The organism is Rhizobium sp. Root491 (assembly GCF_001427205.1).
GTDB lineage: Bacteria > Pseudomonadota > Alphaproteobacteria > Rhizobiales > Rhizobiaceae > Agrobacterium > Agrobacterium tumefaciens.
This window is the reverse complement of sequence record NZ_LMFF01000017.1, coordinates 33,979-49,362: the sequence shown is the minus strand read 5'-3', so window position 1 is coordinate 49,362 and position 15,384 is coordinate 33,979. Positions and strand designations below refer to the sequence as shown.

Sequence of the window (15,384 nt, the reverse complement as noted above, 5' to 3'; positions counted from 1 at the left end):
AGCGGAATGGTGATGATGTCTGTTGTGGTGGCCCTTGCCGTGCTGATGTCGCTTCTGATGGCGGCAGCCTGGGCGTTGCAGCGTTACACAGGATCGAGTGGCTGGATCGACACCGTCTGGTCTGCGAGTGTCGGGGTCGGCGGCGTGGTTGCCGTCTTGTTTTCCGATGGAGATAGCTGGCGCCGGGGAGCGGTTCTCTTTCTCGTATTGGTGTGGTCGCTGCGGCTCGCGGGACACATCGGCATGCGGACGAGGGGAGGTGGCGAAGATCCACGTTACGCGAAGCTTATAGAAGAATGGGGCAGCAATGCCTCGTTGCGGCTATTCGCCTTTCTTCAGATTCAGGCCGTTGCCGCCTTTGTGCTGGTTCTCGCCGTCTATCTTGCCGCCAGCAATCCTCTGCCACTTCCAAGCATTATCGATGTGATAGCGTTGATCGTCGCGGCTGGTGCGCTTGTTGGAGAAGCGACCTCCGATGCACAGCTTTCACAGTTCAGAAAAACCCCGGAGGCCAAAACCGGCGTCTGCGAGACTGGTCTGTGGCGTTATTCGCGTCATCCCAACTACTTTTTCGAGTGGCTTTTCTGGTGCGGCTTTCCGTTGTTGGCCATCCATGCGCAGCCGTGGTCATGGTTGTCGCTTGCTGCGCCAGCCATGATGTACTGGCTGCTCGTCCACGTCTCCGGCATTCCCCCGCTCGAAGAACACATGCTGAAATCACGCGGAGAGAAATTCCGCGCCCTGCAAAACCGCGTCAACGCCTTCTTTCCGGGGCCACGCAAGAATGAGGACACGCCATGAACATGCTCGCATTCGCCATCAATGCTGCCGAACGCGCACCGCTGAGTGACAATATGACGCTTGCCGGCATCGACATGCTCTGCGCGCGCACCAAACGGCGACTTGCTGGCGTTCCGGCGGCGGAAGAAAACGCTTTTGTGACTGATATGGCGAAATTTCCCGTCGCCACGCACACCGACGAGGCGAACAGGCAGCACTACGAGGTGCCGGCTGAATTCTTTGCAATCGTCCTTGGCGCGCAAAGAAAATATTCCTGCTGCTTTTATCCCAATGCTCAGACAACTCTGGATGAGGCTGAAACATTGGCGCTGGAAGAGACCGTTTCCCATGCCCGATTGCAGGACGGGATGAATATTCTCGAACTCGGCTGTGGCTGGGGTTCGCTCTCCCTTTATATGGCCGGCCGGTTTCCCAATGCGCGGATTACGTCCGTTTCAAATTCGGCTTCGCAGCGCGAATATATAATCGAACGTGCAAATGAGCGTGGGCTGTCGAACCTCTCGGTGGTGACGGCCGATATGAATGATTTCACAACTGATGAGCGTTTCGACCGTGTCGTATCGGTGGAAATGTTCGAGCACATGTCGAACTGGCAGGCATTGTTCGAACGCGTCCGCTCCTGGCTGACGCCCGAGGGCAAGTTCTTCCTTCACGTCTTCAATCACCGGGATCGATCCTATCGTTTCGACCATGGCAACCGGGCAGACTGGATCGCGCAGCATTTCTTCACCGGCGGCATTATGCCTGCCTTCGATCTTCCTCACCGTTTCCCGGCGCAGTTCACCGTGGAACAGGAGTGGCGCTGGTCGGGATCACATTATCGCCGGACGGCCCTCGACTGGCTTGGAAATTTCGACCGGGAGATCGACCGTATCCGACCGATCCTGCAGAGAGTCTATGGCAACGATGCGCGCTTGTGGGAACGGCGTTGGAGACTGTTCTTCCTCGCGACGGCAGGTCTTTTCGGGCACGAAGACGGTAAGGTCTGGGGCGTTGGACACTACCTCATGGCGCGCGTCTAGATCGCTGCAAACACGCGCATGCGAACCCAATCCGGCGCCGCTTCGCCCTTCGTCGCGATGCGGCGAAGGTGTCTCCTCGGTTGGCGCAGGCCGCTGAGGCCGGCGAAGCGGGAAAAATGGATATGCGATTGATTGTGCATGATTTGATCGTGCAAAATTTGTGTATTTCATTCCTGTTTGCTTAACCCCGTTTTTTGAAATCTGCGAAGTTCGGCGACCTCGTCTAGCTTCCGTTCGGCTTTTGCATCAAGGAGCGGGCTCGCCCCGTAGTCCAAGCCAAGGGTCAGCATGCCTTTTCAGAAAACAAAAGACCGAGAGGAATATTCGCAGCATCTTCTTCTCCTGTGTCGAGTTGCAGCCTGGATGGGCGTGGCGCTGGCGACTGGCTGGTTCGTGTTTTTCATGCTCACGGAAAGATGGGGCATTGCGCTCAGCCTCCTCATTCTAGGGGTTGCGATCGTGCCGTGCTGGCTGACTTGCCTGATGGGCCACTTTTCCCTCGGACTCATTCTGGCACAGAGCGCCTGCATCCTGTTCGTCTGCTGGTATTCCGTCGCTATCGATGTCTCAGACGATACCATACCGAGGACGACGCATCTCTACCTGCTCGTCATCATCTTCGTCGGCTACATGAATTTTCAACGCCAGCGTTCCGCCGCCCAGTTTCTGGTCATCGCGGCAAGTCTCGTGGCTTTTGTTTATTTCTGCGCGTCGGCCGCGCGGTTTTCGTTCAGTACTCCCATGCCGCAGGATGTGCGCAGCATCAGCGCCTGGTTCAACAGCGTTTTCGCAGCGTTGATGCTGTGTGGGGGTGTCGCCGCCATGCAGGCGCAGTTTCGCAGTCATACGAAAAAAGCCCTGGAACTGCGTTCCGCGCTTTCGAATGGCCAGTTTGAACTTTTCTATCAAGCGCAGGTCCGCGCGGATGGCACGCTGCTTGGCGCAGAGGCGCTGTTGCGGTGGAACCACCCGAAACGGGGATACATCCCGCCAGCCGATTTCATCGCGCTTGCGCAGCAAACCGGTTTCATGCCGACAATCGGCGCTTGGGTCATTGCGGAAGCCTGCAAGACACTTGCGAGATGGCAAGAGGACCCGGCAACCCAGAATCTCACCTTGTCGATCAACATCACTGCCGATCATTTCGTCGACGCGGGATTTTCCGGGCAGCTTCTTGATGCCGCCTCGTCTCAGGGCATCAAGCCACAGCTTCTAAAGCTGGAGCTGACCGAGAGCGTTTTCCTATTCGACATAGAGGCAGCGATCGCGAAAATGAAGCTCCTTGATCGTTCCGGCTTTACGATTTCACTCGACGATTTCGGCACTGGCTACTCCTCACTGAGCTACCTGCGGCAATTGCCGCTCAAACAGATCAAGATTGATCGCAGCTTCGTGACGGGGGTGACCGAAAGCGGGCGTATGGCGACAATCACGCGAAACATCGTCCAGATGGGGCACGACCTTTCACTGGAAGTTCTGGCCGAAGGCGTGGAGACCGAGGCGGAGCTGCGGATGATGCTGTCCTACGGCTGCCGATTGTTTCAGGGCTATCTTTTTGCGAGGCCGACGAGCCTCGTCGAATTCGAGCAATATGCCGCCCGTCCATCGTCCTGACCGGACGTTTTGCGACAGGCTGAGGCAGCCGGATCGAATTCAGTGGCGTGCCGGCCGGCAGATCAGGCCGTTGAACAATGCACCATTCGTCGGGTAGAGCTATCTTGCCTGTCAGGATCGCTACCGATCCGCATCATTTCGTTGGTTCGCATGATCCCAGTAGCACTACCCTCCGTCGAAACGCTGCTTTTGCTTGCCTTCCTTCTTGCCACGACACTGGTCTGGGGTATCTGGACAGTGGTGTTGGTTGCACGATACGCAGGAGGCCGCTGGGCGCGCCCGATGATGCTGCCCTATGGTCTGGCGACCGCCATTGCGATTTTTACACTTTGGCAGTTCGGTAATTTCTATCTCCAGATGCGTGCCTATGACAGGGAAATGGCGTCTAGCTATCGCCCGGAGCTTGGGGAGCCGGTGCGCCTTGGCCAGATCGACATGCCCAAAGGCACGAAACTTGAACTGGCCGTGGCCGACACCAGGGAATCCTTCAACCGCGCGGTCTTCCCCCATCCCGTGCGGGTCGCGAATGTCGATGCCGTCGAGATCGCCCGCTATATCGCGATAAAAACCAACGGAAATTATGAGACCGTCGGCTTTGTTCCAGAGACGATGCGGGTGACGGGCACAGGCGTGACCCTGCAGAGCGGCTGGCGCTGCGATGCGGCACAACCGGTGGAGTTCGACCTGAAGGCTGACGGGGATGTATCAGTATTCAGCCGATGTGTCCTTGCCGACGGGAACATCGTCGACGGCATTGTCTTGCCGAAGGGCACATTTCTGCGTGCCTCCACCGGCAATGTCTATACCGACGGTTTCATCGATTCCGACAGGTGGGTTCTCGACACGCCCACGGGCCAGGTTATCCGCATTGATGATTTCGCTCTTGAGGATGTCACGCTCGCCCTCGATGGAGAAAGAAAACTCTATGAAATCCGAAGTGCGGTTTTGTCGAAGGAAGCAACGGCGGGCGCGCTCCACTTCGCAGCCGGCACTGGAATTCGCCTCAATCCCCGGCACATCCGGACTGATTATCCCGGTGCATGGTTGATAACACCATCACCTGCGTCCACCGGTTCTGAACCGGTGTCGCCTCGGTCAAGCGTGCTGAACAGAGGCGGAAAGCTTCTGGCCACCCTTTCCGACTAGCGCATTGGTGGACCAGATACTCTGAACGATCTCGATTGAGGGCTCTCTTGCGATCAGGTGCACGCGACCCCAGATATCGCGCATTATTGAAAGTGCGCATAAATGAACCCTGAGAACTACCTACCGATAAAGACCGACCGGCTGATCCTTCGTAAATTCCAGGCCGCTGATCTCGCATCATACGCCGATTACCACACACGCGATGACGTCTACCGTTTCCTCTATGCCGCACCGCCTTCGGATGATGCGGTGAAAACGCAGTTCGCAGCGCTGCTCGAGGCTCCGTTCGAAGAGGACGGCGATACGTTGCGACTCGCCGTTACGCGCAGCGACGATGACACGTTGATCGGCGAAGTCCTGCTTAAAATTGCGAGCAAGGCAGCTTTGCAGGCGGAAGTCGGTTATGTCTTCAATCCTGATTTTTCAGGTAAGGGATATGCGACGGAAGCCGTCCGGGCCATGATAAGCCTCGGCTTCGAGACGCTCGGATATCACCGGATTTTCGCGCGGCTGGATGCCCTGAACCACGGATCGATCGGCGTTGTTGAACGCCTAGGCCTGCGGAAAGAAGCGCATTTGATCCAGAATGACCGGTTTGGCGGCACCTGGGGGGATGAATTCATCTATGCCACCCTGAAGAGGGAGTGGGCGTCTAGCCCGTGATCTTGCGCAGGTGATAATTATGTCGGGTTTGAAGGAAATTGTCGGTGTCTCAACTGGTCTTGATCCTCGGCGATCAATTATCTCCCTCCCTATCTTCGCTGGATGGTGTCGACAAGACGCGCGACACGATCCTGCTTTGCGAGGTAATGGCGGAGGCTACCTATGTCGGCCATCACAAAAAGAAGATCGCCTTCATCTTTTCCGCCATGCGCCACTTCGCCGAGGAACTGCGTGGCGAAGGATACCGGGTTCGCTACACGCGGATTGATGATCCCGACAATGCGGGCTCCTTCTCGGGTGAGGTGCAGCGGGCGTTAAACGACCTGACCCCTTCCAGGATTTGCGTCACCGAGGCTGGAGAATGGCGCGTCAAGTCAGAGATCGAGCGCTTCGCCAGTGCCTTCAATATCGAGGTCGATATCCGCCCTGATCGGCGCTTTCTTGCCAGCCATGAGGAGTTCGAGCGCTGGGCGGCCGGGCGCAAAAGCCTGACGATGGAATATTTCTACCGGGAAATGCGTCGCAAGACTGGCCTGTTGATGAATGGCGAAGAGCCGGTCGGTGGACGCTGGAATTTTGACTCGGAAAACCGCAGTCCCGCCAAGCCGGACCTGCTGAGGCCAAGACACCCGGTCTTCGCACCGGACAGGATAACAAGGGATGTCATCGACACCGTCGAGCGGCTGTTTCCCGACAATTTCGGCAAGCTTGAGAACTTTGGGTTCGCCGTCACCCGCGCCGATGCCGAGCGGGCGCTCAGTGCCTTCATAAACGATTTCCTGATGAATTTCGGCGCCACGCAAGATGCCATGCTGCAGGATGACCCGTATCTCAACCACTCGCTTCTGTCTTTTTACATCAATTGCGGGCTGCTGGATGCGCTGGAGGTCTGCAGGGTGGCGGAGCGCGCCTACTACGAGGGCGCGGCACCGCTCAATGCCGTCGAGGGTTTCATTCGCCAGATCATCGGCTGGCGGGAATATATGCGCGGCATCTACTGGTTTGCCGGGCCTGACTATGTCGACAGCAATTTCTTCCAAAACGACAGGCCGCTGCCGGGCTTTTACTGGACGGGCAAAACCCACATGAACTGCATGGCGACCGTAATTACGGAAACCATCGAAAATGCCTATGCTCACCATATCCAGCGACTGATGATCACGGGAAACTTTGCCCTTCTTGCCGGCATTGATCCGAAGGCCGTTCATCAATGGTATCTCGAGGTCTATGCGGATGCCTATGAATGGGTTGAGCTGCCGAATGTGATCGGCATGAGCCAGTTCACCGATGGCGGCTTTCTCGGAACAAAGCCCTATGCCGCAAGTGGCAACTACATCAATCGCATGTCGGACTATTGCAGTAATTGCCGCTATGACCCCAAGGAGCGTCTCGGTGACAAGGCCTGCCCATTCAACGCGCTATACTGGGATTTTCTGGCCCGCAACCGTGAAAGGCTGAAATCCAACCATCGGCTGGCGCAGCCCTACGCCACATGGTCCCGGATGAGCGAAGACGTCCGCCATGATATCAGAGCAAAGGCGGCTCTGTTTTTGAACCGTCTGAGCTGACGCGGCTCTTTCTCTGTTTTTGCCGACGGCGGGATACCCGATCAGAGCTGTCCTGCGCATATCTCCGTCATGACGCGGCTCGTAAAACCAGCTCCGCGTGGTACCGACAGCGCCGCCGGTCCATGCGGCAATGGCGCCAATGATGAGAGCGGCGAAGGCGAGCTATCGGAAACGACGTGAAGCCTGCCGCGTTTCTCAGCTTACTTTAAACTATCACTTACCAGCCGTAGCTGAATGTCAGGCCGCTGCCGTTGTCTCCGTTCTGCTCCACGTTGGTTTCGGTGTTCCGCCCATACTGGAAAATGCCATAGGCATTGTTATTGCCGTTTTGCTGCAGCGTTGCGGAATGGCCGTTGCCCCGCTGCCGGATAAAGCCGAGATTGCCGCGACCGTTCTGGGCGATGCCTGCCGCATTTCCCCGGCCCAGTTGCCGGATGTCTGCGTCTTTCAGATCGCGATAAAGCGAGTAGGCGCGCAGACCGGTTGAGAACAGATCCTCATCCCCGGAATTGCCAGGCGCGAGGTCAAAGGAAATGCGGCCACCGGCATGGGCGGGAGCCGTAAATCCGAGCGGCGCGAGGCCTCCAACAAGCAGAGTAACGGTGAGAAGTTTCAACACGTTGCGGGTCATTCTGATCTCCATTCTGTCAGTGCCCTTGCCGATGATCCAATCTCGCATCCTGCAACTGAACCCGAACGGAATTGCCCATTCACATGTCGTTCAGTCGCTGCACGAGGATCAAAGAAAAGGGCGCTCAACCGGCGCCCTCTCTGGTGGAAATGTATAGTTGAGGTCAGCCTAGTCGCCGCCAACCTGCTTCGTGCAGCTGAAGCGCCTGCCATCGATTTCGAGATCTAGCACTGCCTTGTACTGCGCTCCCTTCGCGCCAAGCGTTACCGAACTCAGAAGTTGCGAACGCCCGGCAGCGGCATCAAAGCCGCCGCCCTGGTTGATGACGGAACTCCCGCTGCCTCCTGAATTTTCGACGTGAAAGGCATAGGTACCTCCAGCACCGGTGTTACCCTTTGCGAAGGCCTCCAACCTGACCATGCCCGCCTGCGGTGTTGCCTTGATCTCGCAAAGCTTGCCTTCGCTCAGGTCATTTGCGGTCGACATGGCTGCAATGGCGCCGAAGGGAAGCAGTGCAACGGCAAGGATAGCCGCCAGGCGGCGTGGATGTGTGACGCTGTAGGGCATGGCTAGTCTCCTTGATGATCTGTTGACTTGATCTCGACCAGTTGCACGTCAAGGCCTGCGGCGGCTTACGGGCAGGCCTGCACGAAGGCCGCGACATTATCATTACCGCCCTGGTTCACATTGGCGCTGCAGCCACGGCCAACCTGAACGCCGGCCGCGATGTTGCCGTTGCCGTCCTGGGTCAGGATGGTGGTGTGGTTGGAGCCGAACTGGCCGATGCCCGCCACGTTGCGGCTGCCGTTCTGATAGGTGGAGCCGTAATTGTCATGCCCCTCCTGACCCACAGCCGAAAGGTTGTGACGACCATATTGATGGCCGACGATCCGGTTATAGCCGCCGTTCTGGTAGGTGCGGATCCGGTTGCCATAACCTTCCTGTGCGCCACCGGCAGAGTTCGACCAGCCATATTGTTCGATGCGCACATCGTTGGCCATGGCGGGGGCCGTGGCGGTGAAGCCAACGAGAGCGGAGAGTGCAATTGCTACGAAAGACGTACGGATCATGACTGTCTCCTCAGGCGGATAAGACCGCGGTTGAACGTCTTTGTTGTAGACGGTCTCGTTGGAACGGAAGCTGAAGAGATTATTCAGTCGTGGTTCATTGGCGGGGTATGGTCCCAGCGTCGCAACAATGGTGACGAACATGATGACAAAGTTTTCTTGGCAGGATGAAACCAAATTGGCTCGCCTTTCGTACATGGCTTGCGCCTTCAATGTTCAGGCGAAAAGGGAGACGAATCTGGGTCCGATGGAGCTTCAAAGCCACGCTAGCCAGCCCGCAAATGCAGGGTCTGCTGCAAGAGATGATCTGACACGAGCAACCATAACCGTTGCCTGGGTCATCATCCTCAACAAGCCATTTTATCCGCTTTACGTGTGGTATCTGGTCGATGACGGAGCCATGGCATCGCTTGTCACCCTATTGTCGGTGCCATTCTTTCTCGCGATACCATTCCTGGCGAAAAAATCCCCTTTGGCCGCGCGCCTCGCTCTCCCTTTGGTGGGAACAATCGACACGCTGTTTGAAACCAAACTATTCGGCCAGGCTTCTGGCACCGAATTTTTCTTCGCAGCCTGCATCATGCTTGCAGCCATGTCGTTCCGCGCAGACGAGAAGCTCTGGCAATATGCGACGGCAATCCTCGTCTTCATCGCTTTCTTTTTCTCGCGGACGTTTCTCGGCGCGCCGCTGCAATCCTGGTCGGCAGATGATCTTGCAACGCTTCTCAATCTGAATGCGTTCTCTGCCGCCAGCCTCATGGTCTTTATCGCCCTTAGATATGCCGGCATTTCACGGCGAACCGAAATCTGAACAAGAGCCGTGCCATCGACAGGAGGAGTTTATGCTTAGACATTGTAACCGCGTGATTGGTGCCCTGACATTTTCGCTGGTTCTGTTTGCCGGTTTTGCGGTTTCCGCAGCCCCCAAACCAGTTGCCGTCGGTCTCGATCATTACCGCGGTACCTGGCTTGAAATCGGCCGTACACCCATGTTGCTGACAGACGGATGTGTTGCAGGATATTCCACCTATCGGCAGGGAGCATCGGCGGATGAAGTGCTGATAGAAGATGGCTGTCGAGCAGGAAATCCGAAGGGTCGCCTCAAGACGGTGAACGGCGTCGGCAAGATCGAGGATTTCGGATCAACCAATGCGAAGATGCGCGTTCGCTACCCTCTTTTCATCACATTCAATTATTGGGTTTTCTACAAATCGCCTGATAAGTCCTGGTTCATCAGCGCCAACCCGTCGACCGGCGATGTGTGGATCTACGCCCGCAACATCCCGTCCAAAACGAAGCTCAATAAAATGATCACGAAAGCACGTGAGCTTGGCTACGACGTCAGCAAGCTCGAGTTTCCGGTCCAGAAATAACAGCTGATGGAGCGCATGGATGATGCAGTCGCTTGAAAATGGCTACAGGGCGATCGTCTTGGGCGCATCCGGCGGCATTGGTGGAGCCCTGTTGTCGCACTTCGAGGCCGACCCTCGTTGCGCGTTCGCCTTGCCGCTCTCGCGAAGCGTCGATGGTCTCGATATAACGAACGAAACCAGAGTGCGCGAAGTTGCCGCCCGTCTGGAGGCTCAGCGCGGCTCCTTCGACCTGATATTCAATGCAACCGGTGCCTTGACGGTCGATGGTGCCGGTCCCGAAAAATCGATAAGGGCGATCGACGAAGTTCAAATGGCGAGGCAGTTTGCGGTCAATGCCATAGGCCCTGCTTTGCTGCTCAAGTATTTCACCCCGCTTCTGCGCAGAGACGGGCGAAGCATTTTCGCCTCCCTGTCCGCGCGCGTTGGCTCGATTGGCGACAACAGATTGGGCGGATGGATCTCCTACAGAGCATCCAAGGCCGCTCAAAATCAGATCATCCGAACCGCAGCCATCGAAATCGCCCGCACAAACCCACAGGCCATCATCGTGGCGCTTCATCCCGGAACAGTCGAAACAGAGCTGTCCAAGCAATTTTCGAAGGGCAAAGACTTGTTCACCCCGCAGCAGTCTGCCGCGCGCCTGATGGAAACAATCGATGGTCTCACACCGGCACAAACAGGGCAGTTTTTTGCCTATGACGGTTCAAGGATCGAATGGTGAGTGCCATCGTCTGCAAGGGATTATCCGACGATTGTGATGGTGACGAAGCCCCTGGTCTAAAACTTTTTGCTGACACCCACTCTTGCGCCAGCCGAGGTTTCCCCATCGCCTTCAATGTTAAAAAGGAGGCCGGCGTCAATGGACCAGTTTTCCGCAGTCTCAACTGTTACTCCCGTGCTGAGGGAGCCAAAGGCGCCTTCTCCATCCAGCCCCGAAACACCAACTGTTCCGCCGAATTTCGGTGTCATGATGGAACCGTTTTCAAGGGAAATCTGGCGCGCAATCTCGGCGCCGAGGCTGACACGCAGTTGCTCTTCCTTAAAACCGCGCAGCTCGATCAGGTCACCAACGTCATTGCCGACTGTATAGTTTTCGATAGTCTCGGATAGATAAACACCTCGAAATCTGGGCGTGAAGGTCGTGACGTCATTGATGTCCCAGCGTCCCGAGATCGACGTGTCGAAAAGCCAACGGCTGGTATCGAAGGATCCGTCCCAGAAGGGTGTATCGATGTCGTTCGCAGAGCCGCCATACAGCAGGCTGCTGTCCCAGAAAACGCTTCTGGCGATTTCAAACGAGGCATAGGGGCCAAGGAGCCAGCCGTTACCGGTCAACTCGTTGTCACCGTTCGTCGGATCCGTCATGCGGTCGAAATGGAAGGAAAAACCAAGCATTGCCTTGTCGGAAAGCAAATAGTCCACACCTGCTGAAACCATGGCGAAGCTGCCCCATTTGCTTCCCGATTCATCCCGGTTGTGGACGAGGAACGAGCCGTCAAGCCAGATGTTGAAAAGCGGCATTTCCGTTCTCGTCACGCCATCGGCGTTGTTTCGGGCAGCTTCGATCTGCGCAAGGCTGGTGGCGAAACTCAGAACCATGCCCTCTCCGGAAGGCATTGCACGTGAAGTGACGGCACTGGTGGCGTTGACCATCTGTCGCCGTTCAAGAAGGCCCGGCACCTTGATCGTTGACGCGATGATGTTCTGTCTGGCGCGTACAAATCCATGCACGAGATCATTTATCTCGTCTGCCACCTGTGCAGCATCGTAACCGAGATTATAGGTGACGGTCCCCTCGTTGGAGGCACCCAGTGCACTGACGAGACGAAAACCCACCCGGGCTTGACCCGAGAATGCGGGATTGGGGATGAATTTGAGGTACAATCCCGTCGCCTGCGTACCGCCGGCCTGAGCGAATTCGCCGTTCACGATGCTTGCCCGACCGGCGTTGGCAGGACTGACAAAGGTGAGATCGGCGCCGGTGAAGGGACCGCCCGTGGCGCCTGTGGCGAGATTGATATTCGGCGGTGTTGCGCCCGGCGCTACGCTGATCTCCCGGTTGGCGACGTTGATTTCGCGGGTCTTCACTTTCAGCGTATAGGCTGCTGCAGCGGTTGCCCCTCGAGCGTCCCGCACCTGAACGGTAAAGCTATAGTCACCCTCGGTTTCGGTCTCCAGCGGACCTGTGAGTTCACCGGTTGAAAGATTGAGGATCATACCTTTTGGCAATGTACCGCCGGCAAGGCTGTAGAGCAGCGGGTTGGTGCCGCCGGAAGCCGTGATGGACTGGCTGTAAGCTTCTCCTGCCATCGCTTCCGTCAAAGCTCCGCCTGCGGGTGAAAGGGCGAGGGCGCCCGCTGGCGGTGTAACTGTGATCGTGACCGTGGCGGACGAATTGCCCGAAGAGTTTCTCGCCGAATAGGTAAAGCTGTCGGTGCCGGAATAGCCGCTGTTCGGCGTGTAGGTAACACTGGTGCCGATCACGCTGACGGTTCCGTGTGATGGGCCGGTGATAACAGCGATTGTGTCCAGCCTGCCTCCCGATATGCCGAGAGGTACGGGATTGCCGGTACTATCTGCGACGACGGTTACTGTGCTGTCGCTTGCGACAGGCGCGGCAACCAGGACAGCTATGGTGTAGGCAGCAGAAGCGGTAACGCCGTTGGTGTCGCGTGCGGTGATATTGAAGCTCGCATTTCCTTCCGTCGTCGGATTGCCCGTGATCTCTCCGGTGGCGGAATTCAGGTTGAGGCCATCGGGCAGCGCGCCGCTGCTCGTATATTGATAGGGTGCATTGCCGCCTGATACTGTGACGGTCTGGCTATAGGGCATATCGACGAATGCATCCGTCAGCCGTCCTGCGGAGGGAGAGAAGACGAGTGTCGTCGCCGTGACCAAAACTGTGACGGTTGCAGGCGCAGACACACCGCTGACATTCGTTGCCGTATAGGTGAAACTGTCCTGACCCGTATATGCCGGTCTTGGCGTATAGGTGATCATGGTTCCGGTTGCTGTCGCGTTGCCATTGGACGGAGCCGTGGCGATGGCGACGCTGGCCGGGTCTCCACCCGTCACATTGAGAGCGATGACGTTGTCGGACGAATCAGGTGCGACACTGACCGAGACCGCGTTGGCCACAGGTGCCTGTGGATTGACGGTGAACGAGCGCGTGATCTGGCTCGCAGGAAGATAATCGCTGTCGCCGGGCTGATCCGCATTGATCGTACATGTGCCTGTAGAAACAAAGGTCAGAAGGCCACTGCTTGTAATTGTGCAGGTGCCGGTCGTGACGGAAGTAAAAATCGGAGTCAATCCGGAATCGCTGCTAGCCGTCAGCGTGGGCGTCGTTCCAAACGTCTGCGGCCCCGGATTGTTGAACGTGAGCGTCTGTGACGCTTTCGGAGTGACGCTGTTTGATTGAACGGAGGCGACACTCTGACCGGCAGCATTTTCGGCGGTAACCGTGAACGTGTAGCTTTGGCCGTTGGTTAGGCCTGTGACAACGATGGGGCTGTTCCCCCCTGCTACCGGCGCCACATCTGCGGGGGTCGCTGTCACGATATAACCCGTGATCGCCACACCACCATTGCGTGGCGGCGGCTGGAAGGACACGGCCGCCTGGGTGTCACCAGCGGTTGCCATCAGACCCACCGGCGCATCGGGCAGAGTGAATGCGACACTAATGGAATAAGCGCGGCTGCCCGTCTGGCCATTTACATCGGATGCGGTGACTGTGAAGTTATAGGTGCCCGACAAGATCGGCGTGCCGGAAAGCTCGCCGGAGCCAGCCAATGAAAGGCCCGGCGGCAGCGAGCCCGTGCTCACTGAGAAGCTGTGTGGTGATGCACCGCCCGAGGCTGTTAGGGTCTGGTTGTAAGCTATGTCATACGTCGCATTGGGGATGGAAGTGGGACTTATATCTATCACGGGTGCCGCGATGGAAACGGAATAGGATTGTTCTCCTGTCGCACCGTCAGAGTCGGTTGCCGTCACGGTAAAACTGAAATTGCCGGTCTGAGTTGGAATGCCGGTCAGCTCACCGTTGCTGGAAAGAGAAAGCCCGCCGGGCAGCGTGCCTGCTGAGACCGCAAAGCTGTGAGGCGCACTACCGCCGCTCGCGGTCAGGCCCACCGGACCATAGACCTGTTGATAGGCTGGATCGGCAATCGCGACAGGGGTGATTTTGACCGGGTCGTATGAGACCGAATTGTCCGAACTCGTCGACGCCTCGTTTGCGAGGCCGGCCGGTGTCGTGACACTTCCGGCTGGGATCGTTGCAACAACGGTTCCGGCCCGGTTCATGCCCGACACCGCCACCTGATAGGTGGGACCGGAACCAGAAATCGTGGCCGTGGTGGCGCCGGCCGTGCCGGACAGCTGCACATCGGCGCCGGAAAAACCAACAATGGGTTTGTCGAAAGCGACGTCGAACAGGATCGGCGACCGAGACGTCGGGTCCGCTTGCGCTGTTGCCTGATTGATCGTCACAGTCGGTTTGGTTTCGACCGTGTGATTGGAGCCGCTTGCGGAAGATGTGCTGCAGCCACTGCCTCCTGTGTAGGAAGCGCTTACTGGATATGTTCCGGATGACAGGCTCGTCGTCCGGAAGGTGGCGGAAGATGCCGGGCTCACCGGCCCGGTCGGCGCCAGACCGAGATTGGCCGATTGGGAACCGATGGAAATGCTGACGCTCCCCGGAGGCGACTGGCCGGCATTGCAGCCCATGGAGGAGACGGTTGCCGTGACTTCCACCTCTTGGCCGGGCAAGGATGGGTTGGGCGAAGACGTTACCGACAGGACGACAGGCCCGCCTGCTACGGCGCGTACGACGAGCGTATTGCTGGTAAAGCTGAAAGAATGTCCGCCCACCCGGGTGCCGGAGAAACTGGCGAAATCCGAAAACTGCCCGGCCATGACATCCAATTCGTCGACGCGGTAAGCCGCAGTACATGTCAGCTTGTTGGGCCATTCAAGGCCGCTGCCCACGCTGGGACAGGATACTACTGCACCCTTGATGGACGTGGTTGTGGGATTGATGCTGGTGATGGTGTAGGAGCCGGGATCAATAACGTAATCGAAACGGATGTTATCGCCAAGGCCATTGAACGTCGCAGGCACGGCCGAAACCGTGACGGACTGGGCAAGCGCCTGTGTCGCTAGGACAAGGAGAAGCGAAAGAGCGATGGCGCCCGTTCTGGATATCGTATGAAGACAGGACACCGCACGACCTGCAGCGTCTTTCCACGAGCTCAACCTGCCACCCATCATGCCCCCCAGCATTAGAATATGCGCATAAACTTTTACTAGCAGGTATTTAAATAGATTACATGGAGTCAACCATTAGGTGAAAAATAACTCGAGTTAGACACGCATTTTGAACAGGGTGTGCCGTATTTGTGTTTGCCTATGGAAAGATAGCGAAGACGATGTGGTGCGCGATACGGCAGGACTGAGGGAGCTGGTAAGGTGTCGCGGGGACTTATCGGTTCTTTGACGGCG

General features: G+C 57.2%; 13 protein-coding genes. 9 read left to right on the top strand and 4 right to left on the bottom strand.

What is annotated here, in order from left to right:
* Window positions 1–12: 12 nt before the first annotated feature.
* The 6 genes from ASD46_RS20375 (at window position 13) to phrB (ending at window position 6,814) form a co-directional block, all read left to right on the top strand.
* Window positions 13–801 (top strand): DUF1295 domain-containing protein, encoded by a 789-nt coding sequence (locus ASD46_RS20375; RefSeq protein ID WP_038495952.1) that lies wholly within the window; start codon window positions 13–15, stop codon window positions 799–801.
* Window positions 798–1,823 carry an SAM-dependent methyltransferase gene (locus tag ASD46_RS20370; protein WP_013761034.1) on the top strand — a complete coding sequence of 342 codons (1,026 nt, stop codon included), beginning with the start codon at window positions 798–800 and terminating at the stop codon, window positions 1,821–1,823. Before ASD46_RS20375 ends, ASD46_RS20370 begins: the two co-directional genes overlap by 4 nt.
* Window positions 1,824–2,111: 288 nt before the next feature.
* A complete protein-coding gene (locus ASD46_RS20365; protein WP_013761032.1) occupies window positions 2,112–3,437 on the top strand; it encodes a putative bifunctional diguanylate cyclase/phosphodiesterase in 1,326 nt (441 codons plus the stop codon).
* A gap of 150 nt (window positions 3,438–3,587) precedes the next feature.
* A complete protein-coding gene (locus ASD46_RS20360) occupies window positions 3,588–4,583 on the top strand; it encodes a hypothetical protein (RefSeq protein WP_013761031.1) in 996 nt (331 codons plus the stop codon).
* Window positions 4,584–4,685: 102 nt separating this feature from the next.
* Window positions 4,686–5,246 (top strand): GNAT family N-acetyltransferase, encoded by a 561-nt coding sequence (locus ASD46_RS20355; protein WP_013761030.1) that lies wholly within the window; start codon window positions 4,686–4,688, stop codon window positions 5,244–5,246.
* A 44-nt stretch (window positions 5,247–5,290) separates the two neighbouring features.
* Window positions 5,291–6,814: a (6-4)DNA photolyase gene (gene phrB / locus ASD46_RS20350; RefSeq protein ID WP_082546224.1), complete on the top strand. Its 1,524-nt coding sequence runs from the start codon at window positions 5,291–5,293 to the stop codon at window positions 6,812–6,814.
* 217 nt (window positions 6,815–7,031) lie between these two features.
* Here the strand turns inward: phrB and ASD46_RS20345 are convergent, their stop codons facing one another.
* The 3 genes from ASD46_RS20345 to ASD46_RS20335 form a co-directional block, all read right to left on the bottom strand.
* Entirely contained in the window at window positions 7,032–7,445 is a 414-nt protein-coding gene (locus ASD46_RS20345) for a curlin (RefSeq protein WP_038495499.1), read from the bottom strand.
* 168 nt (window positions 7,446–7,613) lie between these two features.
* Window positions 7,614–8,012, bottom strand: a complete 399-nt coding sequence (gene csgH / locus ASD46_RS20340) for a curli-like amyloid fiber formation chaperone CsgH (protein WP_013761026.1) — start codon at window positions 8,010–8,012, stop codon at window positions 7,614–7,616.
* A gap of 65 nt (window positions 8,013–8,077) precedes the next feature.
* On the bottom strand, window positions 8,078–8,515 hold the full coding sequence (locus ASD46_RS20335; protein WP_013761025.1) for a curlin: 438 nt from the start codon (window positions 8,513–8,515) through the stop codon (window positions 8,078–8,080).
* A gap of 58 nt (window positions 8,516–8,573) precedes the next feature.
* On the opposite strand from ASD46_RS20335, the gene ASD46_RS20330 reads away from it, so the two are divergent.
* Genes ASD46_RS20330 through ASD46_RS20320 form a run of 3 tightly spaced genes read left to right on the top strand, consistent with a single transcriptional unit; the run spans window position 8,574 to window position 10,606 of the window.
* Window positions 8,574–9,323 carry a hypothetical protein gene (locus tag ASD46_RS20330; protein WP_236760428.1) on the top strand — a complete coding sequence of 250 codons (750 nt, stop codon included), beginning with the start codon at window positions 8,574–8,576 and terminating at the stop codon, window positions 9,321–9,323.
* 31 nt (window positions 9,324–9,354) lie between these two features.
* Complete coding sequence (locus ASD46_RS20325; protein ID WP_038495503.1) at window positions 9,355–9,885, top strand: lipocalin family protein; 531 nt, start codon at window positions 9,355–9,357, stop codon at window positions 9,883–9,885.
* Between the two features lie 19 nt (window positions 9,886–9,904).
* Window positions 9,905–10,606: an SDR family oxidoreductase gene (locus ASD46_RS20320; RefSeq protein WP_013761022.1), complete on the top strand. Its 702-nt coding sequence runs from the start codon at window positions 9,905–9,907 to the stop codon at window positions 10,604–10,606.
* 56 nt (window positions 10,607–10,662) lie between these two features.
* Here the strand turns inward: ASD46_RS20320 and ASD46_RS20315 are convergent, their stop codons facing one another.
* On the bottom strand, window positions 10,663–15,150 hold the full coding sequence (locus ASD46_RS20315; RefSeq protein WP_013761021.1) for a putative Ig domain-containing protein: 4,488 nt from the start codon (window positions 15,148–15,150) through the stop codon (window positions 10,663–10,665).
* Window positions 15,151–15,384 lie beyond the last annotated feature (234 nt).

Bases quoted from the DNA above. Each gene is read 5' to 3' on its own strand.
- ASD46_RS20375 (WP_038495952.1), top strand. From the start codon at position 13: ATGATGTCTGTTGTGGTGGCCCTTGCCGTGCTGATGTCGCTTCTGATG.
- ASD46_RS20370 (WP_013761034.1), top strand. From the start codon at position 798: ATGAACATGCTCGCATTCGCCATCAATGCTGCCGAACGCGCACCGCTG.
- ASD46_RS20365 (WP_013761032.1), top strand. From the start codon at position 2,112: ATGCCTTTTCAGAAAACAAAAGACCGAGAGGAATATTCGCAGCATCTT.
- ASD46_RS20360 (WP_013761031.1), top strand. From the start codon at position 3,588: ATGATCCCAGTAGCACTACCCTCCGTCGAAACGCTGCTTTTGCTTGCC.
- ASD46_RS20355 (WP_013761030.1), top strand. From the start codon at position 4,686: ATGAACCCTGAGAACTACCTACCGATAAAGACCGACCGGCTGATCCTT.
- ASD46_RS20345 (WP_038495499.1), bottom strand. From the start codon at position 7,445: ATGACCCGCAACGTGTTGAAACTTCTCACCGTTACTCTGCTTGTTGGA.
- csgH (WP_013761026.1), bottom strand. From the start codon at position 8,012: ATGCCCTACAGCGTCACACATCCACGCCGCCTGGCGGCTATCCTTGCC.
- ASD46_RS20335 (WP_013761025.1), bottom strand. From the start codon at position 8,515: ATGATCCGTACGTCTTTCGTAGCAATTGCACTCTCCGCTCTCGTTGGC.
- ASD46_RS20325 (WP_038495503.1), top strand. From the start codon at position 9,355: ATGCTTAGACATTGTAACCGCGTGATTGGTGCCCTGACATTTTCGCTG.
- ASD46_RS20320 (WP_013761022.1), top strand. From the start codon at position 9,905: ATGATGCAGTCGCTTGAAAATGGCTACAGGGCGATCGTCTTGGGCGCA.
- ASD46_RS20315 (WP_013761021.1), bottom strand. From the start codon at position 15,150: ATGGGTGGCAGGTTGAGCTCGTGGAAAGACGCTGCAGGTCGTGCGGTG.